The sequence below is a fragment of the Maribrevibacterium harenarium genome, from assembly GCF_006385675.1.
GTDB lineage: Bacteria > Pseudomonadota > Gammaproteobacteria > Pseudomonadales > Marinomonadaceae > Marinomonas > Marinomonas harenarium.
In genome coordinates, this window is the sequence record NZ_VFRR01000046.1 from 1 (window position 1) to 24,054 (window position 24,054).

Here is a 24,054-nt window from a genome sequence, read left to right on the forward strand (position 1 = left end):
TCGACGAGATTGTGCGGTTCTTCGAGGCGCGGGTTTCCGCCTTGCGACGGAGCGGGGTCGCTGCCGACCGGCTCATCCTCGATCCGGGGATGGGATTTTTCTTGAGCCCCGCACCGGAAACATCGCTGCACGTGCTGTCGAACCTTCAAAAGCTGAAGTCGGCGTTGGGGCTTCCGCTATTGGTCTCGGTGTCGCGGAAATCCTTCTTGGGCGCCACCGTTGGCCTTCCTGTAAAGGATCTGGGTCCAGCGAGCCTTGCGGCGGAACTTCACGCGATCGGCAATGGCGCTGACTACGTCCGCACCCACGCGCCTGGAGATCTGCGAAGCGCAATCACCTTCTCGGAAACCCTCGCGAAATTTCGCAGTCGCGACGCCAGAGACCGAGGGTTAGATCATGCCTAGCATTCACCTTCCGGCCGCCCGCTAGCGGACCCTGGTCAGGTTCCGCGAAGGTGGGCGCAGACATGCTGGGCTCGTCAGGATCAAACTGCACTATGAGGCGGCGGTTCATACCGCGCCAGGGGAGCGAATGGACAGCGAGGAGCCTCCGAACGTTCGGGTCGCCTGCTCGGGTGATATCGACGAGGTTGTGCGGCTGATGCACGACGCTGCGGCGTGGATGTCCGCCAAGGGAACGCCCGCCTGGGACGTCGCGCGGATCGACCGGACATTCGCGGAGACCTTCGTCCTGAGATCCGAGCTCCTAGTCGCGAGTTGCAGCGACGGCATCGTCGGCTGTTGCACCTTGTCGGCCGAGGATCCCGAGTTCTGGCCCGACGCCCTCAAGGGGGAGGCCGCATATCTGCACAAGCTCGCGGTGCGACGGACACATGCGGGCCGGGGTGTCAGCTCCGCGCTGATCGAGGCTTGCCGCCATGCCGCGCGAACGCAGGGGTGCGCCAAGCTGCGGCTCGACTGCCACCCGAACCTGCGTGGCCTATACGAGCGGCTCGGATTCACCCACGTCGACACTTTCAATCCCGGCTGGGATCCAACCTTCATCGCAGAACGCCTAGAACTCGAAATCTAACGTCCGTTCGGGCATCGAGGTCCATGTCGGGGTGGGACGGGCCCGTGGCTTCAAGATCACTTGCAGTCCGACCGCGATGTCTTGGTTGCGCGAGAGGTTGTCGATATCCTCCACTTCCATCATCAACCCTGGATAATGCCGCCGCCGTCATCGCCGCCGACGCCCGTGCCGGGCTTTTCGGGCCTGTCAGGCTTGCTCGGCCTTCAGCCTGCCTGGGCGAGATCTCCGGCGGACGGATTAACGGCGGAGCTTCGCCGCCTTTCGTGCGTGTGAAGGCCGAAGATAGTTCTCTCAAAAACATCCGTTTATGAGAGATACCAAAGCCGACAGTCTGCCGAAGGTTGAAGGTCTCTCAAAACTGCCTCTCGCTTCCGATCTCTCACCGATCTACTGTTGATTTGCACCCAAATTTGACCCGGGATTTGCATTGAATTTTGACCCACCCCTTGTTGTCAGAATTATGTCTCGATTTTCAGTTTGCGGGTCTGTTTTTCCTCCTGCTTATTCTGAGTTGAACTGTGTTTGAAGCGGTAACTTTCATTGCCGGTTTCCAGGATGTGGCAGTGGTGGGTTAGTCGGTCCAACAACGCTGTTGTCATCTTTTCATCGCCAAACACTCGGCTCCATTCCGAGAAGCTCAAGTTGGTGGTCAGTATCACGCTGGTTTTTTCGTACAGCTTTGAGAGCAGGTGAAACAGCAGTGCCCCACCGGTTTGGCTAAAAGGCAAATATCCCAGCTCATCCAGAATCACCAAATCGGCATACAACAGACGGTTTGCGATTTGTCCCTGACGCCCAGATGATTTCTCTTGCTCCAGTGCATTGACCAAATCCACGGTGGAGAAGAAACGCACCCGTCGGTTCAAGTGCATCACTGCTTGTGTACCAATGGCTGTGGCCAGGTGAGTCTTGCCTGTGCCTGGCCCACCAATCAGCACCACGTTCTGGGCTTGTTCCATGAAGTCGCACCGGTGCAATTGTTTGACCGTGGCCTCATTAACCAGGCTTTGACTGAAGTCAAAGCCCACCAAGTCCCGATACACGGGGAACTTGGCCACCCGCAATTGATAGTTCACCGAACGTACTTCACGCTCTGCCACTTCAGCTTTAATCAAGCTGTCCAGCATGGGCAAGGCTTGATTAAATGCTGGTGAATTCTGATTGCCCAACTCCTCAATGGCGTGTGCCATGCCAAAGAGTTTCAAGGATTTGAGGATTCTCACATGGCCTTCATGCTGCATCATGGGCTCTCCTTAAACTGTCATAGCGGTTCACGTTGGCCTGTGGTTCCAATGTCAGCCTTAACCCCTTGGGAATTGGAATCGGTTTGGGTGAAGGTTCTTCGGTCAAACGTCCCAACAGATTAAGCACATGCTCCTTCGATGGCTTGCCACACTCCAATGCCAATTCCACAGCACTGAGTACCGCACCTTCATCGTGGTGCAATACAAGGGCCAGAATTTCCACCATGTCACGGTCACCGCCGGGGCGTTGCAGCAAGATGGATTGAAGCTTCTTGAACGCGGGTGGCAATTCAGCAAATGGCGCACCATTGCGCAACGCCCCAGGTTTCTTCTGAAGCACAGACAAGTAATGGTGCCAGTCGTATTGTGTGTGGCCACGCCGAGCGTGGCCACTGCCAAACAATCTTGGATGCTCGGCAATGTGTTGGCCTTCGGCAGCCATCACCAGCTTGTCTGCATAAATCCGAAGGCTGATGGCCCTGTTGGCGTAACTGGCAGGAACGCTGTAGCGATTGCCCTCGTGGTGAACAAGGCAGGTTGAAGTGACTCGCTTGGTTTGCTCCACGAATGCATCAAAGGCATTGGGTAGCGCCATCAACTCGCCTTGTTCATCGGCAAAGGCCTCTTGCACGGTTTGGTCCAATTCGGGGTGGCGCAGCTCAGACCACAGCGCTTTGCAGCGATGCTCAAGCCACACATTCAAATCAGCAAGGCTTTGAAAGTCTGGTGCCCCTTGCCACAGGCGTTGGCGGGAATCCTGCACGTTCTTCTCAATCTGGCCTTTCTCCCAACCCGATGCTGGATTACAGAACTGCGCATCAAACAGGTAGTGGCTGACCATGGCAGTGAACCGCTGATTGACCCTGCGCTCTTTGCCACGCCCCACCGAATCCACAGCGGTCTTCATGTTGTCGTAGATGCCGCGCTTGGGAATGCCACCGAAGATTTGAAAGGCATGCCAGTGGGCATCAAACAGCATTTCATGTTTTTGCTGGTAGTAAGCCCGAAGCACAAAGGCCCGGCTGTGGGCCAACTTAAACTGGGCAATCTGAAGTTTGACCTGTTTGCCCGCTATGCGGGCAAAGTCCTCACTCCAATCGAATTGGAAGGCTTCGCCACAAGCAAAGCGCAAGGGGATGAAACAACCCTTGCCCGAGGTTTGCGCCTTGAACTGTTCGGAATCTTTCCACTGTCGGGCAAAAGCACACACTCGGTCATAAGACCCGGTAAAGCCCAAAGCGACCAAATCCCGGTACATGCTGCGCAGGTTTCTGCGCAGCTTCTTTGTCTTTTTGTGCTCGGTGGAGAGCCACTGCCTTAACTTGGGCTCAAAAGGACTTAACTTGCCAACGCTGTCTCGCGCTGGGTACTGCGGTTCAACCACCTTGCTTTGCAAATACTTGCGAACGGTGTTCCTGGACAGGCCGCTTCGTCGGGCTATTTCCCGAATCGACGCACCATCGCGAAAATGCCAGCGTCGAATTGCGCTCAATATCGCCACGTTTATCACTCCTTGATTTCTCCCGCCATATCCAGACGGGAAACAGTGTCATACGTGGGTCAAATTTCGACGCAAATCTTTACCCTAAGTGGGTCAATTTTAGATGCAACTCAACAGCCAGAGCCAGTTGCTCCATTTCCGGCAACCGTGGGCGTGGGCGCAGCGGCGCGCCCATCGCGGCGAGCAGCGCGACGTAGAAGCGGATCACGGACGGCTCGGACGGCATCTGCACGACCAACACCGGGATGTGCTCCTGGTCGGCGTCGGAGCTGGCCGGGTGGGTGCGGCGGAACTTCTCGACGATCATCGACTTGCCATTGTTGGTCGGGCCAACCAGCAGCAGGTTGGGCATGCGTTGCTTGTTTGGCCACGCATAAAGGGCTTCCAGCCGGTTCAGCGCCTCGACTGCGCGCGGATAGCCGATCCAGCGGTCGGCGCGAAGGCGCTGGATGCGCTCGTCCGCCGGAAGACGGGCCAAGCCCTGGGCCGCCGGCAGCAGGTGGGACAGGTCGATGATGGGATATTCGTCCACGGCTACCACTCCTCAATCTGGGGTTCTAGGGATTTTCCGTCCAAAAACGACAAAGTGCTCTGGAGGCCACGCCGTCCGCGGCCTCCAGAGGGGTATTACTTTTTTGGCGCTTCACATAGCCAGTCACAATAAATCAATCACTTAGCAGTCTGAATGTCGCATTTGGACGGAAAATCCCTAGAACCCCAATATGGTGACGGAAACGTCGTCGCCTATCATGAGTGTTTCACCAATTCGCCGAGTTAATATGAGCATAATGACACGTTCCTTTGAATAGATTAAACGAGGCTTACAAATACCAGCTCGTCCTTCTCAAAGGATCTGAGAGGTGAAGAATCAGGTTTTCGATCAGTATGAAAGCCAGCGTATACCAATACAGAGACGATACCGGGTATCGTTTTATAAGCAATACGTTTGGTGAGCTGAAAGTAAGCATCGAGTGGGTTCATTGATGGCACATCGAACGTGAACTGCTTGTTTTGTTCCGTTTTGATGTCCACGCTGTACTTATGTTTTCGCCCAGGACGGTCTGCTCCATCCATTGGCCTTTGGCCGAATATTTCAGCGATTGCAGACTCATAAACACTATTGCTCAGGATGTCGCAAGCGCATAGAGCTTCGGTGTATCCACCTAACCGGTACCGCCATTCGAGGCTCTCAAATTCGTGGTGTGAAGGCTTTACATTATCTAGACCAATGATTGCCTTACCATGCTCAGGCGAAATATTGTCTCTCAACTCCTGGAAGATGTTTTCTATTTGATTCTGGTCGAGTGTTCTCATTGTTATTCCTACTTCTTAAACGGCGCTAAGGGTATCTTCCTGATTCACATCAAGGATTTGACTTGGTAACTCGCTATGACTAACAACCGCGTTCAGCTCGTCGTAATAGCTCTCTGTCGCTCCTGCTGGAACCAGGTAAACAGCCGTAGGTTTTCCTTCAGTATCGGTTAGAAGAACCGAGGCTATGACATCAGACGATCCAAGGTTGTAGCGTAAGCCTTTGATGAAATGACGCTTCCCTGTACAGAGCCGCTCCAGGAGTTCAAGCTCCTCTATGTTTTCAAAGGGAAGCCAATTCCGATCCACGGCCATGAAAGAGATGGTATCCACCTGGGGACTGCCGGATGCGCTCAGAAGAAAAGTACATATTGTTAGCAAATGAATGGATTCATTTTCATGGAAAAAAGCAAGCTCAGTGGAGAAGGCCTTATTTATTCGCTTGTAAACATCCTCTCCCATGTAAACCGGAGTATCGGGCATATGCTTGACGATCATCTTGAATCCAAACCGGGCTTCTTCGATCGTCTTCACTTCGCCAATGAGTATGCCCATAGGCTGTTTGTTGCCCTGCTTTTTCAGCTTGGATAGGAACTGTCTGCGTCTGGCCACAATTTCATCTTTGTGGTCCAGAGAAAACTGCTCTGGAATCAGCAGTGCTTCTCCTAGTGGGTGTTTTCTGGTGACTTTGTTTTGCGCTGCTTGTAGGAGGTACTTTCTGATCACATACCAGGAGCGCTTGCCTTCCATGTTTGGTGCCCACTTGTTAAGGCCTGCATCTTCATAGAGGAAGTGGAGCAGCGATCGGATGGTAAGCTTGGTTGGATCTGCTTTGACCGCAGTGGGTTCTTTGGTTTCACCCTTGCTAATCGTTCGATTCAGAGAAACCTTTGAGAGGGTGAAGTCCAGTTTCAGATTGGTTATTCCTGTTTCCTGGTCTTCTGAAATAGCCTTGTTCTCAACGGCTCCACGACCGGAGAGTTCAGCCGGGATCTCGTAGGAATCACAGTCTGGATGATGCTGTTGGCCACTGTTTGGCATTCGCTTCAGCACATAGCTGTTGTCGCCGGTGCGAGCAATATACATTGGCACGCCGGGAGTTGAGCAAAGGCACAAGGGGCGCTCGCGAGATTTGTAGGCGCTGGCCAGCGCCTCTTCAAATAAAGGATCGGAACGTTCGAGAACGCAATCACCGATGGAGTATTGTGTCATGGTTGCCACCTTAGAATATTGGTTCCCCTCTGGTCCTCATATACTGCATGACGCCGAACGAGAGAAAATACACGACTGAAGTAAGCCCTAAGAACAGGGCAAACACCCAGAAAGGACTTCCCAAATAGCCACTGCTCATAAACTTCAAAACTACGGCAGGAGTTGCTGCCATGAGAATGAACAGAAACAAGGTAAGGATGTTTTCCGATAAGATGGCAGGAGCTGATAGTGGCTGATTGTTGTGATCTAAGTAAAAATATTGGTTGATACCGTCGATGTACTTTTCCACTATCCAACCATGATGCTCTGCATCTTTTACAAAGGCCACGAAGTTCTGCACCCCCAGGGTCTGTAAAAGCTCCGATACTTGGAGGCGTTTATCGCTAACCAGGAGCGAAGTGTCATCATTGCTCAATGAGACAGTTTCTATCTGGAGCTTCACATTGGCTTGAATGCCAGGTGTGAGATTAATCAGCGACTTCACAGGGCGGTCGGAGTAGATCCCAGTTGGCAGGTCATCATGCTTTTTAAGCGTGGCTAATAGTGTGTTTCCGCCATAGACATTGATTTCGATAAGGGCCTTCATACGATTCATCCTTGGATCGAGTAGTACTTTTCAAAGATCTCAAGTGCCTCCCGATTTGTCAGGCCGTTTCCGAGTCTCTCACGGACGAATGACTGAATACCTGGTTCGCGTTCAATCAGGTTTGTAATGAGCTTTACAACGTAATCGGATGTCTGGTCATTGAGGGCGCGTGTTCTGGTAACGGAGATGGCCGTCATGACCTCTGCCGCAAGCTTGCTGTCAGCATGTTGGCGATAATCGGAAGGTGGTACTGAGTTGATGATGTTTGAGGAGTGATTGTTATTGTCAGACGAAAACCAGTCACCGATAGCCGGTCTTGGTAGTTTACCGGTACCGGACTCAATAAAGGGCAATGTGTAGAAGGTCGCAACAGCTCCCAGTATGAAGCCAATTATTGTTCTGATCATTCATCACTCCAAAATAAAAGAGGGAGGGTTCCCCCTCCCGGTGTTAGATGTTTAATGCCTTTCTGGTTCTATTTTTCAGTGATTCGCCAAACTGACTGGCATTAACAGACTTATCTCTTAGCCAGTAAGTGATCGTGATTTTGCTTTCCTTGTCAGACTGCTTCTCGATCTGGCTGTCGATGATTGCCTGAATGCCATCGTGGTTGCGATCGGCACGCATGTGGTAGTAAACCGAAGGAGTAGCATCGTAGGCGTAGGCGAAAGTCTGCATTTTGGCTTCGGCCATGCTCCCCCACTCCTGACGGATTTCCTGCTCGGTGTAGTAGGCGAATTCTTTCTTAATCTTGAGGAACGCGACATCCACATTCACTGGCACGGTAAAGGCGATTTTGTGCTCAGTTGGCTTAGCGGTAGTGGTATTTACAACGGTAGTTTCGGTAGTCGTTGTCTGGGTTACCTGTGATTCCTGTGCTGTTTGTTCCTGGTTAGCTTTACCATCATGGTTGATGGGCTTGCCGGTAATAGGGTTGTTCCAGCAGGTCAGGCATTTGCCATCAGAAGAGTAAACGTGCTGGTTGGAGGCGCAGCCGCTAACGATAAGAACCAAGGCCAAAGAGCCGAAAAGTGCAGATAACTTCATGAATGTTCTCCTATAAAGAGTGGTTTATTTAAACGTTACTACGAGGTGCCAAACTAGCAACCCGGCAAACCAGGTTGCTGAATGAGCATCGAGCCAGGAGACACCTGCACATAGAAGTCTTGGATAGACCTGTGTAGCGTGGGATTATCCCGGTCATCGAATGAAAACCAATAAAAAAAGGGTCATCGAGGATGTACCCTTTTATGGCGCTAGTACCTTCCATAGCCGGATCTTTGGAATGGATACTGCTGTGAATGGCGTTGATTGGGGGCTTTAGGCTGGTCTTGAACCAGTCTGACGTTTTTAGCCACCAGGCCTTTGCTGTTGATGTGGCATTCAAATTCCACTGTCCTCCCTGGACGCAAGTATTGGCAGTTTTTCAGTTCGTTTGCGTGGACCATGATGTCCGGGGCATCACCCCCATTGTGCAGAAATCCATATCCCTTGTCGGTGAACCATCGTTTAACCGTTGTCTGCATCCGTTAGACTCCTTCTTATTGGTGCTGCTGTTCCAAGTAGCGCTTCAAACCGGGCTTTTCAATGTTGTACCCGTCCTTTCGGGTCTGGCTGATTAGACTGGCTTCCGATAGACGCTTGATGGCTCGCTGGATATTAGAAGCGACGCCTTTAACATCGGTTTCCTTGTCTATTCTGGCCATTAGCTCTTTTGAGAAGGGGTTTGTACCCTTGCAAAGCGCCAGAAACACAAGCCGGTCGATCGGCTTCAGTCTCTTTGATATGCCCTCGAAATCTTCGGTTGCTTCCATAAGCTGAAGCACATATTCCAAGGCTTCCTCAACAGTAGCCTTGAAGGTAATCATTTGGGCGATCAGCTTCATCATCCAGTACGGTGACTGATCCAAGTCCAGGAAGGCTTTGCGTAATGGTTGAATGGCAATAGTGATCTGGTGGTTTTTGGCCAGCTTGTCTCTCAGAAATTCAATGAATTGATCATCGAGGTCTGGAAAATCGTGTTGTTCAACGAAGTGGTAGAACGGTGACTTTGATTCGTTCAACAGCAGATCCAGATAGTGTCTGGAGGAGCCGGTAAAAATGCTTTTTACCTTGCCTTGGCGCTTGTCCAGCATGGTCCGGAGCGTGTGAGCAAGCGGATCAAACTGGGTGGACGTTGTAAGATGTTGCACTTCATCAATCAGTAGCAAAACCGTTTTCTTGCCAGCCTTTTCGACCAGCATACTGAGTAACTGATCGAGATAGGCGAGTTCTTTGCTGGTTGGTTTACTCGGATTGTCGGCAAACTCTACTTCCATTTTCCCCAGCAGCTCGTTGCTTACGGTGGTCTTTTTGATTTTGGCTTTGAGCAACCGGCTGAAGGTCGCTTTTTTATCGAGCGCCGCAATGGCATCTTCCAGGGCTGCGATCAGTCCTTCATGGGGGGCATTGATGTTTTGCCATAGACTCGCATAGACAGGGATGTAGTTTTTCTTCTGCGATAGTGGCGCGAGATCCTGAAGGATGAATAGCGTCTTTCCTTTACGTCGAGGGGCTATGATCGCTAGGCTTGATGAGATACCGAGGGCCAGTAGGCCAAGGTATTGTTCTGCCAGCTCTGTTCGTGGATAGTGCCACCCTTCCATAAAAAGGACCCCTATATTTGTTTTGTGACTTACGCGGGATTACGCGCCAATTGCATAATTACGCATAATACAGGTAATAGCGCGTAATTCAAGTCCTACCAGCTATTTTCGATAACAACTACTATACCAGATCAGCCATAGGAATGACCGAGCGCCAGCCCCACCTCCTCACTCCGATCGAAACTCCCGAGTAATCCCTACCTTACTGATGACCCCTGCACCGGGAGGCGTAGCCTCGCGAGTGCCAAGGAAACAGAAGGAAAATAAAGGAAAGGGAAGGAAAAAGAAGGGGCGCAATCTGAATTTTGCACGGAGGTTGGGGTGTGGCACCAATAAAGAACACTCCATGCTGATCTGGTATTGTATACTCAAATATGACTTAACACGGGTCTCTTTCGCGTTCAAATGTGAACGGTTGCATTTGATATTGTTCTATTTTAAACGCATAATAGTGCATATATATAGGAGAGTCTGCTATGAATACATCAAAGCTTCAGGTTGCGGTGAGCGAGCGTGAGATGAGTCGCGTGGCCGTGAAATTATTTTTGGGTATTACCGAAGAGTGGGGGCTGACAGATGAGCAGCGCTGTACTTTGGCAGGACTCGGCACTCGCACCACATTACACAACTGGCGACATAAATTGGATGCCAATGAGCCTATCAAGCTCTCTAAAGATACTCTTGAGCGACTGTCATATCTTGCAGGCATCTACAAAGGAGTTCAGCTTCTGTTCTCAGATCCTCGTCAATGGAAAAATTGGGTTCGGAAACCCAACCGGGATTTCGGCGGAGCATCAGCCCTCGACCGCATGTTGGCTGGGAGAGTTGTTGATCTAGTGGATGTTCGCAGGTACTTGGACGGATGGCGCGGAGAGCATTATGCGTAAGGAGGATGTCATTAGTGATACATATCGGCTAATACCGAGTCACTATCCTCCTATCGCATTATTTGAGAATCTACTCGATCCTAGCGAGCTTGATGCCGCATATGCGCTGGAAAGCCTGACAAATGATCGCCTACAAGATGAAGTGGGAAATATTGCGTTGGTTCCCCCAGAAGATCGAGTAACTGGCCCAGGGACAACCGCAATCATGGCGGCGTTCACGCATGTAGGTGTCGAGAGCAGGTTCACAAAGGGTCGGTTTGGAGTGTATTACGCGGGATTGGATCTGGATACGGCCATTGCTGAATCTAAGTTCAGCCGAGCACGCTTCATGAGCGCAACGAATGAAGAACCACAATTACTCACTATGCGTTGTTATCATTGCGTGGTGAATGCTCCTCTGGTGGATGTGCGTGGCGACAATAAGGTGCATGACCGAGATAGTTTCATCTATGCCCAGGCTCTTGGAGAAAAGCTAAAACACGAGAATGAACTAGGCATTCTATACAGATCGGTTCGGCACCCTGGCGGACAGTGCGTCGCGGTTTTGCGCCCTCCAGCATTAACACCACCGGCAATACAGGCTGGACATTACCAATTTCACTGGGATGGTAATGCTATTACCCACATCCTAAGCGTTGCGGAAAAACTATGAATTCTGGCAGGCCATATCTAAAGAATTGTCCAATCAATCACCTATTGTGGCCATTCAGGAATTTACCGGAAAATTACGTGGTGTTAGATATGGAAACGACTGGGCTGTTTGATGAATCTGGCGCTCCAGGAATTGTTACAATCGGAATTGTTGAGGTGAGTAACGGAAAGGCTGTGAAAGAGAGTGAATATGCCGTAAGACCTCACAGACAGATGACTAACGAAGCATCCCAGATAAACGGGATTGGCGACCAGCAGGCACAGTCATTCCCAACCTTCACATCCCAGTGGCCAGATATACGAGCTAACTTGTCGGACCATTTGGTGGTGATCCATAACGCCGTATTCGATTGGCCCATACTCATTGAACATGTTATGAGGTATGGCGTAAATGAACCCTCAATATTGGGAGTGTTTTGTTCGCAGCGTGCAGCACAGCCGTGGGCGCAGGCAATGGGCTTGAAATGTTCTGATAGGGGGCCTTCTTTGGACACACTGACCGAGGCTACCGGAGTACACAATTTTAGATCTGAACTGGATGGGATACATAGTGCGTCTAAAGACGCTAAACAGACAGCGGAAGTGGTTGAGGCATTGAGGCGATTTCAGCAGTCTGAAGAAGAATCTCATTGTCTTTCGTGAATACTTATCGGACCGAGGCTAACTTAGAACATGCTGCAATTTGAAAAAACAATGAAGAATGGTGGTTCACTTCTATTGTGTACCGTTAAAGTACGAATGTGCCTGATACAACTCTGTCATCTGTCTGGATTTGTACATCGTGGGGTCAACATTTTTTCTTGCATAGTATAGGGGGGTATACTATAGTCTCTTCAATCCTGATTAACAGGGACAATCAATGCCACATTCTCCAGAAGAAAAGAAACAGGCGCTTGTCCGGGTACGACGTATCAAAGGTCAGATTGCAGCGCTGGAACAGGCGATTGAAAACGAAGCGGAATGTTCTTCATTGTTGCAGCAACTGGCTTCGGTACGAGGAGCCGTTAAAGGCCTGATGACTGTTGTTCTGGAAAGCTATCTCAGGGAAGAATTTCCCGATACGAACAAAAGAAGGGGTCGCAGACGAAATCTATCAACGACGCTATTTCCATTGTTCGCTCATATCTCCGTTAACTCTGCCAGGCAGACGTCTGATGGGGTCAGTAAAAACAGTAATAAAAGGATATGACATATGAAATCACGTGCAGCTGTCGCATTTGCTCCTGGTAAGCCCCTCGAGATCGTTGAAATTGATGTGGAGCCGCCTCGTAAGGGTGAAGTACTGGTAAAAATCACCCATACCGGCGTCTGCCACACTGATGCATTTACCTTGTCCGGTGATGATCCGGAAGGTGTGTTCCCGGCAGTACTGGGTCATGAAGGTGCGGGTGTTGTTGTGGAAGTCGGCGAAGGGGTCACCAGTGTGAAACCTGGCGATCATGTTATTCCGCTTTACACGGCAGAATGCGGCGAGTGTCTGTTCTGTAAATCCGGAAAAACTAACCTGTGTGTCTCTGTTCGCGCCACCCAGGGTAAAGGACTTATGCCTGATGGCACGACCCGTTTCTCTTACAAGGGCCAGCCTCTTTTCCACTATATGGGCTGCTCTACATTCAGTGAGTATACCGTCGTCGCAGAAGTGTCTTTAGCCAAAATTAATCCACAGGCGAATCATGAACATGTCTGTCTGCTGGGTTGTGGCGTAACGACAGGTATCGGTGCGGTTCACAACACTGCGAAAGTACAACCAGGTGACACGGTTGCTATTTTTGGCCTGGGTGGTATTGGCCTTGCAGCGGTACAGGGCGCGCGTCAGGCAAAAGCGGGTCGTATCTTTGCCATCGATACCAATCCGGAGAAATTTGACCTGGCCCGTTCATTTGGTGCAACTGACTGCATTAACCCGAAAGACTACGACAAACCTATCCAGGACGTTCTCATTGAACTGACAGGCTGGGGTGTCGACCATACGTTTGAATGTATCGGTAACGTAAACGTAATGCGTTCTGCACTTGAAGCGGCACACCGTGGCTGGGGTCAGTCCGTCGTTATCGGTGTTGCGGGTGCAGGTAAAGAAATCTCCACTCGTCCATTCCAGCTGGTCACCGGCCGTGTATGGAAGGGTTCTGCCTTTGGTGGTGTTAAAGGTCGTACCCAGCTGCCGGGCATGGTTGAAGATGCGATGAAAGGCGAAATCGATCTCGCACCATTCGTGACTCATACCATGGGCCTTGAAGAGATTAATGACGCCTTCGACCTGATGCATGAAGGCAAATCTATTCGTACAGTGATCCACTACTGATTCAGGTTTCACTGGCGATCTTTCAATATTAGTTTTAAAGGAAACAATCCATGTCCAATCCAGTTATTTCAGGCAATGGCATCTTCTCTCACGTCTTTATCGGTGCTGTAGATGTTCAAAAGTCGGCTGAGTTTTATGACGCCACTTTAGGTGCACTCGGTATCAACAACCTTGGTCCTTTTGGTAATGGCTGGGTGTTGTTTGGCCGTGACAAGCCGGCTTTCATCATTGCCCGTCCTGGCAATGGTGAAGCGCCATCCAGCAATGGTGTGACAATTGGCTTTGCTGCCGCCACGCCTGCTGAAGTTGACGCTTTCCATGCCGCAGGCCTGGCTGCTGGCGGGACTGATGAAGGCCAACCGGGTCCTCGTGGTCATCTGCCAGGTGCTTATGCTGCCTACCTGCGTGATCCGGCTGGTAACAAGATCTGCTCCTATACCTTCATCTGATCGTAGGGTGCATCCGACACAAATGTTGTACGGTTTGCCGATCAGGCGAACGGTATGAGTTGTGCCAGCGTATGAAGATCAACCCGCAGACGTTTACGTCTGCGGGTATCTTTCTCGAAGCGTAATGTGACTGGCCGTCAGAAAAAGAGAGAGTCTTATGAAAGAGTCAGCATTATCTGCTATCCGTTCTGAGATGCAATCACCCGAAACCGTGTACGGGATGCCGGCTCATAAAGACAGAACGGCCGCTGTCAATGAAGTACATGCGCGTCCGCACCTGCTTATCACATCACCACAGACCCTGCTGCAGTTTGCTTTCATGACTAAAGGCGACCAGTCAGGTGACCAGCGGGTCATGGTTGAGCTGTCAGATCGTCTTGGTTTAACACCATCAGAAAATTCAGCACCCCTGCACGGTATCACGTGGCGGGAAGGCGCTTTGTATTGTGAAAAACACGGTGAGTTTTCCACCTACTTATGGAGTACCACATGCGATCCGCGTGACGGACAGTTAAGGGGAGAGAACCCCTTCCGGCATGGTTTCACGCCACCGGGTTCGGTTATCTGTGGTACCCGTCTGGATATTCTGCCATGGACTGCAGAATCTGAGGCTGCAGTAACGAATTTAGATCCTGTCAGCAGGTGCTATTCAGTAACAGAAAATGGCCGTGCCGCAATTATCTCTGATTTTCGCCAGGATAAAGACGGGCTGACACGCATTCTGATACTTGAACGGGACCTGACAGAGGCACAGCTGGGTGCACTGGTTCAGCGGCTGCTTGAGATTGAAAATTATCGCACGCTTGCTTTGCTTTCTTTACCACTTACAAGAACCATGGCCTCTGAACTGAGGCGAGTGGAAAACCGACTGGCTGAAATTACAGAAGAAATGCGCACCGGAGAGCATCGTAAAAATGAACAGTTGCTCTCTGCGTTGACCAATCTTGCCGCAGAACTTGAAGCCGGCGCTGCAGCGAATCTGTACCGGTTTGGCGCAAGCCAGGCCTACTATGAAATTGTTGAGGAAAGGCTGAATACGCTCTCCGAAACGCCGGTTCCAGGCTACTACACCTGGTCTGATTTTTTGCAACGGCGCATTGCCCCAGCCATGCGAACCTGCCGTTCTGTGAAAGAACGACAGGCGAAGCTGTCTGACAAACTCATGCGGGCTATTTCGTTACTTCGCTCCTGGATAGATGTTGAACTGGAACATCAGAACCGTGACCTGCTGGCTTCGATGAATAACCGGGCCAGACAACAGCTACATCTGCAGCAAACCGTTGAAGGATTGTCTGTTGCCGCCATTTCATATTATGTGGTGAGTCTGATTTCGTATCTGGTGAAAGGGGTTCCCGGGATCCACGATGTCATGCCACCTGAGCTGGCGGTTGCCATTCTCGTGCCCTTCATTGTGCTCGCGATTTGGTGGGTGGTGCGAAGAATAAGAAACTCGCACACCGACCCTGAACATAACGAAAACCGCTCTGACTGAGTTGTTACGTTGTTGCTGAATTGTCCTGTCGTTATACGGAGAAAATTATGGAACGTCTTGAACATCATGCCAGCTTTGATGGGTGGCAGGAAGTTTATCAGCATGAGTCTGGCACGCTTGGCTGCACGATGAAATTTGGTGTTTATACTCCACCCCAGGCGCTTAACGGTAATGTACCGGTACTCTACTGGCTTTCCGGTCTGACCTGTACGGAACAGAATTTTATTACCAAATCGAGCGTTCAGCGTTATGCCGCAGAGCATGGGATCATGATTGTGGCACCAGACACCAGTCCGCGTGGCACCGATATTCCTGATGATCCTGACTACGCTCTCGGTCAGGGGGCCGGATTCTATGTTAATGCAACCCAGGAGCCCTGGGCGACACATTACAAAATGTATGACTATGTGGTAAACGAGCTCCCGTCCCTGATTGAAGAATGGTTCCCGGCGTCTGATAAAAGAAGTATCAGTGGACATTCGATGGGCGGACATGGCGCCCTGATGATTGCGCTCAGAAACCCGGGCCGCTATCAGAGTGTATCCGCATTCTCACCGATCGTCGCACCTTCTCAGGTGCCCTGGGGAGAAAATGCATTGTCTGCTTATCTGGGTGATGATCGGGAATACTGGAAGCAGTACGACACGGTTGAGTTGATCCGTAAAGCGCAGGAAAGGCTACCTCTGCTTGTAGACCAAGGACTGAATGATGAGTTTCTGAAGACTCAGCTTCAGCCGGAGAGACTGAAGAGCGTTTGTGAGGACACCGGTCATCCGTTGACGCTTAACCTGCGTCCGGGACACGATCACAGCTATTACTTTATCTCCAGCTACATTGGCGACCACATTGCACATCATGCAGCAGCACTGACGCGCTAAATTCAGGAATTATGGTTATGGTACATTTCTGCGATCAAAAACATCATGTTGTCGTGATAGGGGCTGGGTTCGGTGGACTCTCCGTTGTCAGAGAACTGGAAGAGCCGGGCGTTTCGATCACAATCATTGACCGGAGTAACCACCATCTGTTTCAGCCTTTACTTTATCAGGTCGCTGGCGCATCACTGCCATCAGCAGAAATTGCCTGGCCCGTTCGCTCTCTGTTTCGTCATCGTGAGGATGTACGTACCCTGATGGCCGAGGTCCAGGATGTGGATACCGATTCACGGGAGGTTCTGCTGAAAGATGGTTCCCGAATTGATTATGACACGCTTGTCGTTGCCACTGGGGCCACGCACGCTTATTTCGGTCATGATGAGTGGGAACAGTTTGCGCCGGGACTGAAGAACCTGGATGATGCCACGACCCTGCGCGCACGGATCCTTTCCGCTTTTGAACAAGCTGAGAATACCACTGATCCCGCGTTACGGGCTGCCTACCAGACATTCGTCATTGTCGGGGGGGGACCGACAGGCGTTGAGCTGTCCGGGACCATTGCCGAACTGGCAAGGAAAACGCTGAAAAATGATTTCCGTTCTATTGATCCGACAGAGACCAGAATTATTCTGGTTGAAGCCGGACAACGATTGCTCACTGCCTTCCCGGAGTCATTATCGGAATATACCCGTCAGTCCCTGGAGAAACTGGGAGTGGAAGTCAGTTTTGGCCAACCGGTAACGGAATGCTCTGCCGAAGGCGTAGTATATGGTGGGCAACCTCTTCCTGCCAAAACGATCATCTGGGCAGCAGGCGTCACTGCTTCTCCGGCTGCACGCTGGCTCAAGACGGAAGCTGATCGGGCTGGTCGGGTTATCGTGGGAGCTGATCTCACGCTCCCGTTACACCCTGAAATATTTGTAATAGGTGATACCGCGGCCGTGACCGGAGAGGACGGCAGGATGATCCCGGGCATTGCTCCGGCCGCAAAACAGGAAGGACAGTATGTGGCTAAACTGATCCAGTCCCGTTTAAAGGATGAAAAACCTGTCCTGAAACCTTTCCGGTACCGGCATCAGGGGAACCTGGCGACCATCGGTCGCGGACTGGCTGTGGTTGATATGGGACGGTTAAAACTCCGGGGAGCCATGGCGTGGTGGTTCTGGAAAATTATCCACCTGTATTTTTTGATCGGAACCAGAAACCGGTTGAGTGTCGCTATCAGCTGGATCTGGAACCACAGTATCGGATACAGGGGAGCCCGCATTATCACGGGAGGTAAATCACCTGATCCGGATAAGAGTGCGGTCCATTCCCGCTCAGAAGAGTGATACCTGAACCTTACTGATGCCGCTGAAACATCAGCGGCATTCCTTATTTAATCACCGGCGCCGGCGCAGGCAATCCGCTTACTGCTGCATAAATCCCTTTTGTCATTATTCCTTCTTAACTAATGGTTCGGCACATCGGTTAACGCCATTCAACGTAACCAGCGTCAGAAGTAAAGTTGATTTACGTATTACAGGATTAAACTATGTCAAAGAAACTTTTTGGTGCCCCCCCAACCCTGACAGACGCCAGTAATTCTGTTGTGGTACGTGGTGCCAGGGAGCACAACCTTAAAGAGGTGGATGTCTCTGTTCCGCGTGATGCACTTGTTGTCTTTTCGGGGGTCTCTGGTTCCGGTAAGTCTTCACTGGCTTTTGGAACCATTTATGCTGAGGCGCAACGACGCTACTTTGAATCGGTTGCCCCGTATGCGCGGCGCCTCATTGATCAAGCCGGTGTTCCGGATGTGGATGCCATTGATGGACTCCCCCCTGCAGTTGCCCTTCAACAACAGCGAGGAACCAGCAATGCACGCTCTTCTGTCGGCAGTGTGACCACCTTATCGAGCCTGGTGCGCATGATGTATTCCCGGGCGGGAGCCTATCCGGCAGAACAACCTATGCTCTATGCTGAGGATTTTTCTCCTAACACGCCTCAGGGAGCATGTCCATCCTGCCATGGTCTCGGACATATCTATGATGTGACAGAAGCACTGATGGTACCTGATCCGTCACTCAGTATCCGGGACAGAGCCATTGCCTCCTGGCCACCTGCCTGGCACGGACAAAATCTTCGCGACATTCTGGTGACACTGGGCTATGACGTCGATATCCCCTGGAAAGAGTTATCTGAAGAAGAGCGACACTGGATCCTGTTTACTGAAGATACCCCGACGGTGCCGGTCTACCCCGGACTCAGCCCGGAAGACACACGTGTCGCAGTCAGGGAAAAAATGACTCCGGGTTATATGGGGACGTTTACAGGGGCGCGACGTTATGTTCTGCATACCTTTGCACACACCCAAAGTGCACTGATGAGGAAACGCGTCTCCAGTTTTATGGAAGGTAAACTGTGTCCTGTCTGCCACGGAAAAAGGCTTAAACCGGAATCATTGTCAGTCACTTTTGCTGGAGTGGACATCGGTGAGTTTATGCAGATGCCTTTAGACCAGCTGGCTGAGTTGCTTCTTCCTATCTCCCGGGGGGATTTCAGTACGCATCATGCCGGGGCTGATACTGACAGGGATATCACCCGCCGGGACCGGACAGAACGCGCAGGTTCCGGCAGAGCAGTCCATTCTGTAACGCCGGATGTCCGCCGGACCTCAGCATTATCGACAGAGAAACGACTGGCTGCTCAACGACTGACCAGAGGTGTTATGGACCGGCTGTATCAGTTGCAGAAACTGGGACTTGGTTATCTGACATTAGACAGAACAACGCCAACACTCTCCGCAGGGGAACTCCAGCGATTGCGTCTTGCCACTCAGCTTAGCTCCATGTTGTTTGGGGTCGTCTATGTTCTCGATGAACCATCAGCAGGCCTGCACCCTGCAGACAGCCATGCACTTTACGATGCTCTGGAGAACCTGCGGGATGCCGGAAACTCAGTGTTTGTCGTTGAGCATGATCTTGACCTGATGCGACGGGCGCAATGGCTGGTTGATGTGGGACCCGCTGCAGGAGAACAGGGCGGTCATATTCTCTACAGTGGTGTACCTGAAGGTCTGAAAGCTATTGCTGAATCCAGAACGGCGCGGTATTTGTTTGATGAAATCAGGCCACCACAATCATACGCCCGACAGCCAGCAGGATGGTTAAAATTACAGGATATTCACCGTCACAACCTGAAGGGACTGGACGCCTGTATTCCTCTGGGGGTACTGACCGCTGTTACAGGTATTTCGGGTTCCGGAAAGTCTAGTCTGATTGCTCAGGCCTTACCTGAGCTGGTGCTTTCCTCGCTTGGCCATGAACCAGAAGACGTGTTATCCGAGGGCAGTGATGCTGAGGGACCAACCGTTACTGAGAAAACTTACGGTACGCTGACAGGCGACACCGGACTGATCAAACGTCTGGTGCAGGTTGACCAGAAACCGATAGGCCGGACACCGCGTTCTAACCTGGCGACATATACCGGACTGTTTGACCATATTCGTAAGCTCTTTGCCGGAACACCTGCTGCTAAAAACTATCATTATGATGCCGGACAGTTTTCTTTCAATGTGGCAAAAGGTCGCTGTGAAACCTGTGAGGGTGAAGGGTTCGTCAGCGTTGAACTCTTGTTTATGCCCAGTGTGTATGCCCCTTGTCCGACATGTCATGGCGCACGCTATAACCCGGATACGCTCAGGGTTCGCTGGAAGGAGCGAAACATTGCGGAAGTCTTGCAGATGACAGTGGATGAAGCCTGCAGCTTCTTTGCTGATGTAGAACCCGTGGCGCGACCTCTGCGCCTGCTGGGCGAAATCGGTCTGGGATATCTGCGTCTGGGTCAACCAGCCACTGAGTTATCCGGAGGAGAAGCTCAACGGATAAAGCTGGCAACCGAACTGCAACGTAGCCAACGTGGCCATACGCTGTATGTTCTGGATGAACCGACCACCGGACTCCATGCGTCAGACGCCGACCGTCTGCTTGTGCAGTTGCAGCGTCTTGTTGAGACAGGGAATACCGTAGTTGTGATTGAACACGATATGCGTGCAGTCGTGCAGGCTGACTGGGTTATGGACATTGGTCCCGGAGCAGGTCATGAGGGAGGCAACCTGGTTGCAGAAGGTACACCCGCCCAGGTATCACAGGTTTGTGAAAGCCGCACGGCACCGTTTATTGCCCGGGAGTTGTCACGGAACTGGTAAAAGGACAGTGTCGTCATAGCGTGAATGACGACACTGTCACGCTACTGGTATATCCCCTGAACATTTTACCTGTCATTGTAACTACCTGAAAAAATACGTGATAAGAAACCTGTTGTACCAGGGCACAGCAAAAACACCAAATCTTATCCAGTGTTAAACATCACTGTTATGCAGGTGGTAAGGAGAACCTGATGAAACTATTTACGATTGGTTTCACACAATCTTCGGCGGAGGATTTTTTTACGCGTCTGAAGGAATCCGGAGCAAGACGTATTCTGGATGTGCGTCTCAATAATCGCTCTCAGCTGGCAGGTTTTGCAAAACAGGACGATCTGAAGTTCTTTGCCCGTACTCTGTGTGATATCGATTACGCACATATGCCAGATCTTGCCCCGACGCGGGAAATGTTTGAGCGATACAAATTACAGAAAGGAGACTGGGATATATATTCTTCGGATTTCATCGATCTGATTACAAAAAGACATATCGAAACGCTCGAAAAGAGTCAGTTTGCTGATGCTTGCTTATTGTGTAGCGAACATAAACCACATCATTGCCACAGACGGCTGGTTGCTGAGTACCTGGCAGATAAATGGCCTGATGTCACTATCATGCATTTATAGTGGCTGGGTTGTGTCTGTACGCCCGAACACCAGAACACAGCTCCCACAGACTATGACGGTACCAGACGATGTTCGGACAAAAGGAAGAGGATTTAGCCTGCTAAAGCAATATGCGCTAACAGGAAGTGGCTTGATATCGAAAATCAGTGTTTGCGACGCGCTTTTTTTGACCATGCTTTTGGGCTAATATCACACCCTTCAGCCTGTATTTTGCCAATAATATAACCAGTTGTTTTATTTTATAAATAAAGCTTATCGGTATGTGCTCTGTTATGTTTGTATACTACATGGGAGGTATACATTCATTGATCGGATAATGCATACTCCGATGCAGTATATCAACTTAAAGATAGTGAGGTAAGAAATGCCCAGTACTCCGGAAGAGAAAAAAAAGGTACTGACACGGGTTCGCCGCATCAGAGGGCAGATTGATGCTCTGGAAAGAGCACTTGAAAATGGTGCTGAATGCCGCGCCATTCTCCAGCAAATTGCTGCCGTTCGTGGCGCATCTAACGGATTGATGGCTGAGGTTCTGGAGAGTCACATACGAGAAACCTTTGACCAGAATGACAACTATAGCCATGAAGTCAGTAAATCAGTTGACGATACGATTGAACTGGTTCGCGCCTATCTTAAATAGCAACTGACCGGTAAACCCGGTCACTGCTGGATGTCATTATGAACACCAACCGAACGGCATAGCCAGTCCACAGATACTACTCATTCCCTGACTATGTCCCAGGAGTCCAGTGTCGTTCAGCCAAAACAAATTTCTGCTTTGTATACCACTACGACAAATGCTGTCATCAGTTCAGGTGCGATAATTTCGTTATCATGCGCAGTACATACTGCCCTGAGTTTTCTGATCCAGTAATCATTCTCGGCACCAGTGTTCCAGGTGCCGCCTCACCCTACAGATATCTGTAATTGTAAACCGTCGCAAGACCGGTCCAGGCGATAGGGCAGAATCGCCCACTGTTCGGAAAACCAGTACTAACTGACAGTTCTGGTACTGGAGACTGGCCACAGCACTGTATAGGCCCATTCTGTACGGCGTTGTCACCTGACCTGTCTGAAGATATTTCCCGCACGCAACAGGTTACTACTCAGAAGTGATAACCCAAGTCCTCATCAAACATCAAAAAATATTTTCAGATAAAAATCAAGTGTTTATCTTTTTTTAATCCTTATCAACAGTATTGGGGTTCTAGGGATTTTCCCCTCTAAAAAGACATAATCCTCTGTAGACCACACCAATAAATGGCTGCGGAGGTGGTTTACTTTCAGCTTGGAGCCTAATCATCCACTATCGGCCTTGTTATTTCGCCAATATTGGGCAATTTCCCAGTATTAGTGAAGTTATACGTTCCGCTTAAGTTGATATTTTGCCACGCAACGGGCGAAACAGCACGAGTGATACCCGCTTTCTCTTCATCTCCTCTCGCTTCAAAGTGTCCCAGAAGATGACTCAGTATCGCGGAGTTGAAGTAGATGATCGCGTTGGCAAGCAATCTTGCGCATTCATTCCAGATAGCGATTTCAGACTCGTTTTTGCCACGGAACTGATCACCATTCACCGACGCAATGGCTCGTCTAAGGAAGTGCCATGCTTCTCCCCGGTTCAGGGCACGTTGCACATACTGCCGCAAACTGGCATCGTCGATGTAGTCAAGTAAATATTGCGCTTTAACCAGTCGATTATACTCCGTCAGAGCCTGTAATATTGGGTGTCCAGAAGGGTAACCAGACAACTTTCTTACCAGCATTGCTTGTGTCGTCCGCTTTGTCTGAAGTGACAGAACAATACGCCTGATATCTTGCCATCCCGTTGTAATAACATTCGTTCTGATAGGCTTCTTTAGCGCCAGTATGGTGCTGCCTTGTTCACTTTCAGTCACATCAAACAGATCATTGATGACACTACTGAACTGCGCGTATCGCGGTGCAAAACTGTAACCGCATAGATCCAGTAAGGCGAAGTTAACATGATTGACACCGTGTGTATCTGTCGAGAGTACGTCAGGTTTGATTTCACTGCTGTTGGATTGTAACAGGTCATAAATATAGTGTGATTCGTGCTCGTTGGAACCGATGATCCGAGCATTGAGGGCGCTGTGGTTGGCCACCAGTGTCATGGCCGTGATCCCTTTGTTGGTGCCGAAATACTTAGAGGAGTACCGGGTTTTAAAGGTTTCCAGATGGGTTTCGAATTTCTGACCATCCGCACTGGCATGCAGCTGGTCCTCCTGAATATGGTAGTGGCGGAAGATGGGTAGCGCTGCAACCGCATTATTGATCACGTCGCTGGCGTCATGCAGCGTTTCAGGCCGGATATAGTTGGCCTGCACCGTACTCAGGTGTTCATAGCTTCGATCGGAGATCTGCGCCATGCCATACACACCACGGTGAGTGGCGTTGGCAATCAGAATGGCCAGTAAATCATCCTGATGAGTGAACCCTTGTTTTTGTATCGGAAGTACATGAGTCAGACATTTCATGAACCCGGTTTCGCGCTCTACATACCGCAGTACATCCGCGATACCGACCGGTTGCATTCGCTTAAAAAAGGGATTGTTGACCAGAGATGTAGCGCTTTTGGTCGGCAGACGCCAGCGGGTACCGGTACGATTTTTCATGATCACATTTCGATTGTCTCCCTCATCAATATGGAGAGCAACGTCTTTGAGTGCACTTTCCAGCCGGTGTTGTTTCTCCTGTAACAATAACTCTGCGGGCTGTTTTAGTCTGTCCAGTGTTGATGAGGCCAGCAAGGTATCCTGCGATGTCTGGGGGATCAGGTCGTCTTCCAGTGCGCGGTATTTGGTAACATTTGGCAAATAAATGCGTCCATTCAGTCGTGAGGTTAACTGCCGGTAGAGCAGCCATTCGTAACGTTGCGGGTTAACGTTATCCTGTTTAACCAACCATGGGAGGTGCTTTTTCGGGATGAGCGACGTATCCATCGTCTTCAGTGGTCCACCGAATGCGATTTCCGTCTGCATCTGTTGAAGTTGGGCGACGACGGCTTCTGAGCCTTTACCGGCCTCACATTCAAGGC

At 50.6% G+C, this 24,054-nt stretch carries 25 protein-coding genes and 1 pseudogene; 14 read left to right on the plus strand and 12 right to left on the minus strand.

The genetic code is table 11. From position 1 onward, the window contains the following. Positions 1 to 404: dihydropteroate synthase (locus FJM67_RS15020; RefSeq protein ID WP_024434383.1), on the plus strand; the 404-nt coding region annotated here is incomplete at its 5' end. A 127-nt stretch (positions 405 to 531) separates the two neighbouring features. Next, entirely contained in the window at positions 532 to 1,032 is a 501-nt protein-coding gene (locus FJM67_RS15030; protein ID WP_000376623.1) for a GNAT family N-acetyltransferase, read from the plus strand. 458 nt (positions 1,033 to 1,490) lie between these two features. Here FJM67_RS15030 and istB read toward each other — a convergent pair whose 3' ends face one another. From istB to FJM67_RS15085, 11 genes and pseudogenes are all read right to left on the minus strand, one after another. Continuing rightward, entirely contained in the window at positions 1,491 to 2,276 is a 786-nt protein-coding gene (istB, locus tag FJM67_RS15035; RefSeq protein WP_000983249.1) for an IS21-like element IS1326 family helper ATPase IstB, read from the minus strand. After that, entirely contained in the window at positions 2,263 to 3,786 is a 1,524-nt protein-coding gene (gene istA / locus FJM67_RS15040) for an IS21-like element IS1326 family transposase (protein WP_140591002.1), read from the minus strand. Before istA ends, istB begins: the two co-directional genes overlap by 14 nt. Positions 3,787 to 3,856: 70 nt before the next feature. Beyond that, positions 3,857 to 4,309, minus strand: a complete 453-nt coding sequence (locus FJM67_RS15045) for a TniB family NTP-binding protein (RefSeq protein WP_032488973.1) — start codon at positions 4,307 to 4,309, stop codon at positions 3,857 to 3,859. A 183-nt stretch (positions 4,310 to 4,492) separates the two neighbouring features. Then, positions 4,493 to 4,564, minus strand: a pseudogene (locus FJM67_RS15050) (carbon storage regulator); the annotation flags it as partial. 23 nt (positions 4,565 to 4,587) lie between these two features. Next, entirely contained in the window at positions 4,588 to 5,091 is a 504-nt protein-coding gene (locus tag FJM67_RS15055; protein ID WP_140591006.1) for a hypothetical protein, read from the minus strand. A gap of 15 nt (positions 5,092 to 5,106) precedes the next feature. Continuing rightward, a complete protein-coding gene (locus FJM67_RS15060) occupies positions 5,107 to 6,300 on the minus strand; it encodes a DUF1173 domain-containing protein (protein ID WP_140591009.1) in 1,194 nt (397 codons plus the stop codon). Between the two features lie 10 nt (positions 6,301 to 6,310). Further along, complete coding sequence (locus FJM67_RS15065; protein ID WP_140591011.1) at positions 6,311 to 6,886, minus strand: hypothetical protein; 576 nt, start codon at positions 6,884 to 6,886, stop codon at positions 6,311 to 6,313. A gap of 5 nt (positions 6,887 to 6,891) precedes the next feature. Further along, positions 6,892 to 7,293 (minus strand): hypothetical protein, encoded by a 402-nt coding sequence (locus FJM67_RS15070; protein WP_004748902.1) that lies wholly within the window; start codon positions 7,291 to 7,293, stop codon positions 6,892 to 6,894. 43 nt (positions 7,294 to 7,336) lie between these two features. After that, positions 7,337 to 7,933, minus strand: a complete 597-nt coding sequence (locus tag FJM67_RS15075) for a hypothetical protein (protein WP_140591014.1) — start codon at positions 7,931 to 7,933, stop codon at positions 7,337 to 7,339. Between the two features lie 209 nt (positions 7,934 to 8,142). Beyond that, entirely contained in the window at positions 8,143 to 8,412 is a 270-nt protein-coding gene (locus FJM67_RS18000) for a cold-shock protein (RefSeq protein WP_004748900.1), read from the minus strand. A gap of 15 nt (positions 8,413 to 8,427) precedes the next feature. Then, on the minus strand, positions 8,428 to 9,531 hold the full coding sequence (locus tag FJM67_RS15085; protein WP_004748899.1) for an ATP-binding protein: 1,104 nt from the start codon (positions 9,529 to 9,531) through the stop codon (positions 8,428 to 8,430). Positions 9,532 to 10,007: 476 nt separating this feature from the next. Here FJM67_RS15085 and FJM67_RS15090 point away from each other — a divergent pair, with 476 nt between their 5' ends. From FJM67_RS15090 to frmR, 12 genes are all read left to right on the plus strand, one after another. Further along, on the plus strand, positions 10,008 to 10,418 hold the full coding sequence (locus FJM67_RS15090; RefSeq protein WP_140591017.1) for an MbcA/ParS/Xre antitoxin family protein: 411 nt from the start codon (positions 10,008 to 10,010) through the stop codon (positions 10,416 to 10,418). Beyond that, complete coding sequence (locus FJM67_RS15095; protein WP_140591020.1) at positions 10,411 to 11,070, plus strand: RES family NAD+ phosphorylase; 660 nt, start codon at positions 10,411 to 10,413, stop codon at positions 11,068 to 11,070. Before FJM67_RS15090 ends, FJM67_RS15095 begins: the two co-directional genes overlap by 8 nt. An 89-nt stretch (positions 11,071 to 11,159) precedes the next feature. Then, positions 11,160 to 11,711, plus strand: coding sequence for a 3'-5' exonuclease (locus FJM67_RS15100; RefSeq protein WP_219846012.1), 552 nt, complete (start codon positions 11,160 to 11,162; stop codon positions 11,709 to 11,711). Positions 11,712 to 11,928: 217 nt separating this feature from the next. After that, complete coding sequence (locus FJM67_RS15105) at positions 11,929 to 12,258, plus strand: metal-sensing transcriptional repressor (RefSeq protein WP_456237914.1); 330 nt, start codon at positions 11,929 to 11,931, stop codon at positions 12,256 to 12,258. A 3-nt stretch (positions 12,259 to 12,261) separates the two neighbouring features. Then, a complete protein-coding gene (locus FJM67_RS15110; protein WP_000842119.1) occupies positions 12,262 to 13,371 on the plus strand; it encodes an S-(hydroxymethyl)glutathione dehydrogenase/class III alcohol dehydrogenase in 1,110 nt (369 codons plus the stop codon). A 50-nt stretch (positions 13,372 to 13,421) separates the two neighbouring features. After that, the gene (locus tag FJM67_RS15115; RefSeq protein WP_000070400.1) at positions 13,422 to 13,820 is read left to right on the plus strand and encodes a VOC family protein; all 399 of its coding nucleotides are present in this window, start codon (positions 13,422 to 13,424) and stop codon (positions 13,818 to 13,820) included. Between the two features lie 157 nt (positions 13,821 to 13,977). Further along, positions 13,978 to 15,312, plus strand: coding sequence for a DUF3422 family protein (locus FJM67_RS15120; protein WP_000664785.1), 1,335 nt, complete (start codon positions 13,978 to 13,980; stop codon positions 15,310 to 15,312). 47 nt (positions 15,313 to 15,359) lie between these two features. After that, positions 15,360 to 16,190 carry an S-formylglutathione hydrolase gene (gene fghA / locus FJM67_RS15125; RefSeq protein WP_000440264.1) on the plus strand — a complete coding sequence of 277 codons (831 nt, stop codon included), beginning with the start codon at positions 15,360 to 15,362 and terminating at the stop codon, positions 16,188 to 16,190. A gap of 17 nt (positions 16,191 to 16,207) precedes the next feature. Further along, complete coding sequence (locus FJM67_RS15130) at positions 16,208 to 17,518, plus strand: NAD(P)/FAD-dependent oxidoreductase (protein WP_000233327.1); 1,311 nt, start codon at positions 16,208 to 16,210, stop codon at positions 17,516 to 17,518. A gap of 203 nt (positions 17,519 to 17,721) precedes the next feature. After that, a complete protein-coding gene (locus FJM67_RS15135) occupies positions 17,722 to 20,373 on the plus strand; it encodes an excinuclease ABC subunit UvrA (RefSeq protein WP_000038427.1) in 2,652 nt (883 codons plus the stop codon). A 191-nt stretch (positions 20,374 to 20,564) separates the two neighbouring features. Beyond that, complete coding sequence (locus tag FJM67_RS15140) at positions 20,565 to 20,996, plus strand: DUF488 domain-containing protein (RefSeq protein ID WP_000765646.1); 432 nt, start codon at positions 20,565 to 20,567, stop codon at positions 20,994 to 20,996. A gap of 364 nt (positions 20,997 to 21,360) precedes the next feature. Then, positions 21,361 to 21,636 carry a formaldehyde-responsive transcriptional repressor FrmR gene (gene frmR, locus FJM67_RS15145; protein ID WP_001141269.1) on the plus strand — a complete coding sequence of 92 codons (276 nt, stop codon included), beginning with the start codon at positions 21,361 to 21,363 and terminating at the stop codon, positions 21,634 to 21,636. 655 nt (positions 21,637 to 22,291) lie between these two features. Here the strand turns inward: frmR and FJM67_RS15150 are convergent. Further along, positions 22,292 to 24,054, minus strand: a 1,763-nt coding sequence (locus FJM67_RS15150) for a Tn3 family transposase (protein ID WP_047954751.1), incomplete at its 5' end; no start/stop codon positions are given.

What these genes read in the sequence shown, in the direction of transcription:
- FJM67_RS15075 (WP_140591014.1), bottom strand. Translation starts at nt 7,933, where the DNA reads ATGAAGTTATCTGCACTTTTCGGCTCTTTGGCCTTGGTTCTTATCGTT.
- FJM67_RS18000 (WP_004748900.1), bottom strand. Translation starts at nt 8,412, where the DNA reads ATGCAGACAACGGTTAAACGATGGTTCACCGACAAGGGATATGGATTT.
- FJM67_RS15090 (WP_140591017.1), top strand. Translation starts at nt 10,008, where the DNA reads ATGAATACATCAAAGCTTCAGGTTGCGGTGAGCGAGCGTGAGATGAGT.
- FJM67_RS15060 (WP_140591009.1), bottom strand. Translation starts at nt 6,300, where the DNA reads ATGACACAATACTCCATCGGTGATTGCGTTCTCGAACGTTCCGATCCT.
- frmR (WP_001141269.1), top strand. Translation starts at nt 21,361, where the DNA reads ATGCCCAGTACTCCGGAAGAGAAAAAAAAGGTACTGACACGGGTTCGC.
- FJM67_RS15105 (WP_456237914.1), top strand. Translation starts at nt 11,929, where the DNA reads ATGCCACATTCTCCAGAAGAAAAGAAACAGGCGCTTGTCCGGGTACGA.
- FJM67_RS15130 (WP_000233327.1), top strand. Translation starts at nt 16,208, where the DNA reads ATGGTACATTTCTGCGATCAAAAACATCATGTTGTCGTGATAGGGGCT.
- FJM67_RS15110 (WP_000842119.1), top strand. Translation starts at nt 12,262, where the DNA reads ATGAAATCACGTGCAGCTGTCGCATTTGCTCCTGGTAAGCCCCTCGAG.
- FJM67_RS15120 (WP_000664785.1), top strand. Translation starts at nt 13,978, where the DNA reads ATGAAAGAGTCAGCATTATCTGCTATCCGTTCTGAGATGCAATCACCC.
- FJM67_RS15070 (WP_004748902.1), bottom strand. Translation starts at nt 7,293, where the DNA reads ATGATCAGAACAATAATTGGCTTCATACTGGGAGCTGTTGCGACCTTC.
- FJM67_RS15055 (WP_140591006.1), bottom strand. Translation starts at nt 5,091, where the DNA reads ATGAGAACACTCGACCAGAATCAAATAGAAAACATCTTCCAGGAGTTG.
- istB (WP_000983249.1), bottom strand. Translation starts at nt 2,276, where the DNA reads ATGATGCAGCATGAAGGCCATGTGAGAATCCTCAAATCCTTGAAACTC.
- FJM67_RS15100 (WP_219846012.1), top strand. Translation starts at nt 11,160, where the DNA reads ATGGAAACGACTGGGCTGTTTGATGAATCTGGCGCTCCAGGAATTGTT.
- FJM67_RS15140 (WP_000765646.1), top strand. Translation starts at nt 20,565, where the DNA reads ATGAAACTATTTACGATTGGTTTCACACAATCTTCGGCGGAGGATTTT.
- FJM67_RS15085 (WP_004748899.1), bottom strand. Translation starts at nt 9,531, where the DNA reads ATGGAAGGGTGGCACTATCCACGAACAGAGCTGGCAGAACAATACCTT.
- fghA (WP_000440264.1), top strand. Translation starts at nt 15,360, where the DNA reads ATGGAACGTCTTGAACATCATGCCAGCTTTGATGGGTGGCAGGAAGTT.
- FJM67_RS15135 (WP_000038427.1), top strand. Translation starts at nt 17,722, where the DNA reads ATGTCAAAGAAACTTTTTGGTGCCCCCCCAACCCTGACAGACGCCAGT.
- FJM67_RS15065 (WP_140591011.1), bottom strand. Translation starts at nt 6,886, where the DNA reads ATGAAGGCCCTTATCGAAATCAATGTCTATGGCGGAAACACACTATTA.
- FJM67_RS15030 (WP_000376623.1), top strand. Translation starts at nt 532, where the DNA reads ATGGACAGCGAGGAGCCTCCGAACGTTCGGGTCGCCTGCTCGGGTGAT.
- FJM67_RS15095 (WP_140591020.1), top strand. Translation starts at nt 10,411, where the DNA reads ATGCGTAAGGAGGATGTCATTAGTGATACATATCGGCTAATACCGAGT.
- FJM67_RS15115 (WP_000070400.1), top strand. Translation starts at nt 13,422, where the DNA reads ATGTCCAATCCAGTTATTTCAGGCAATGGCATCTTCTCTCACGTCTTT.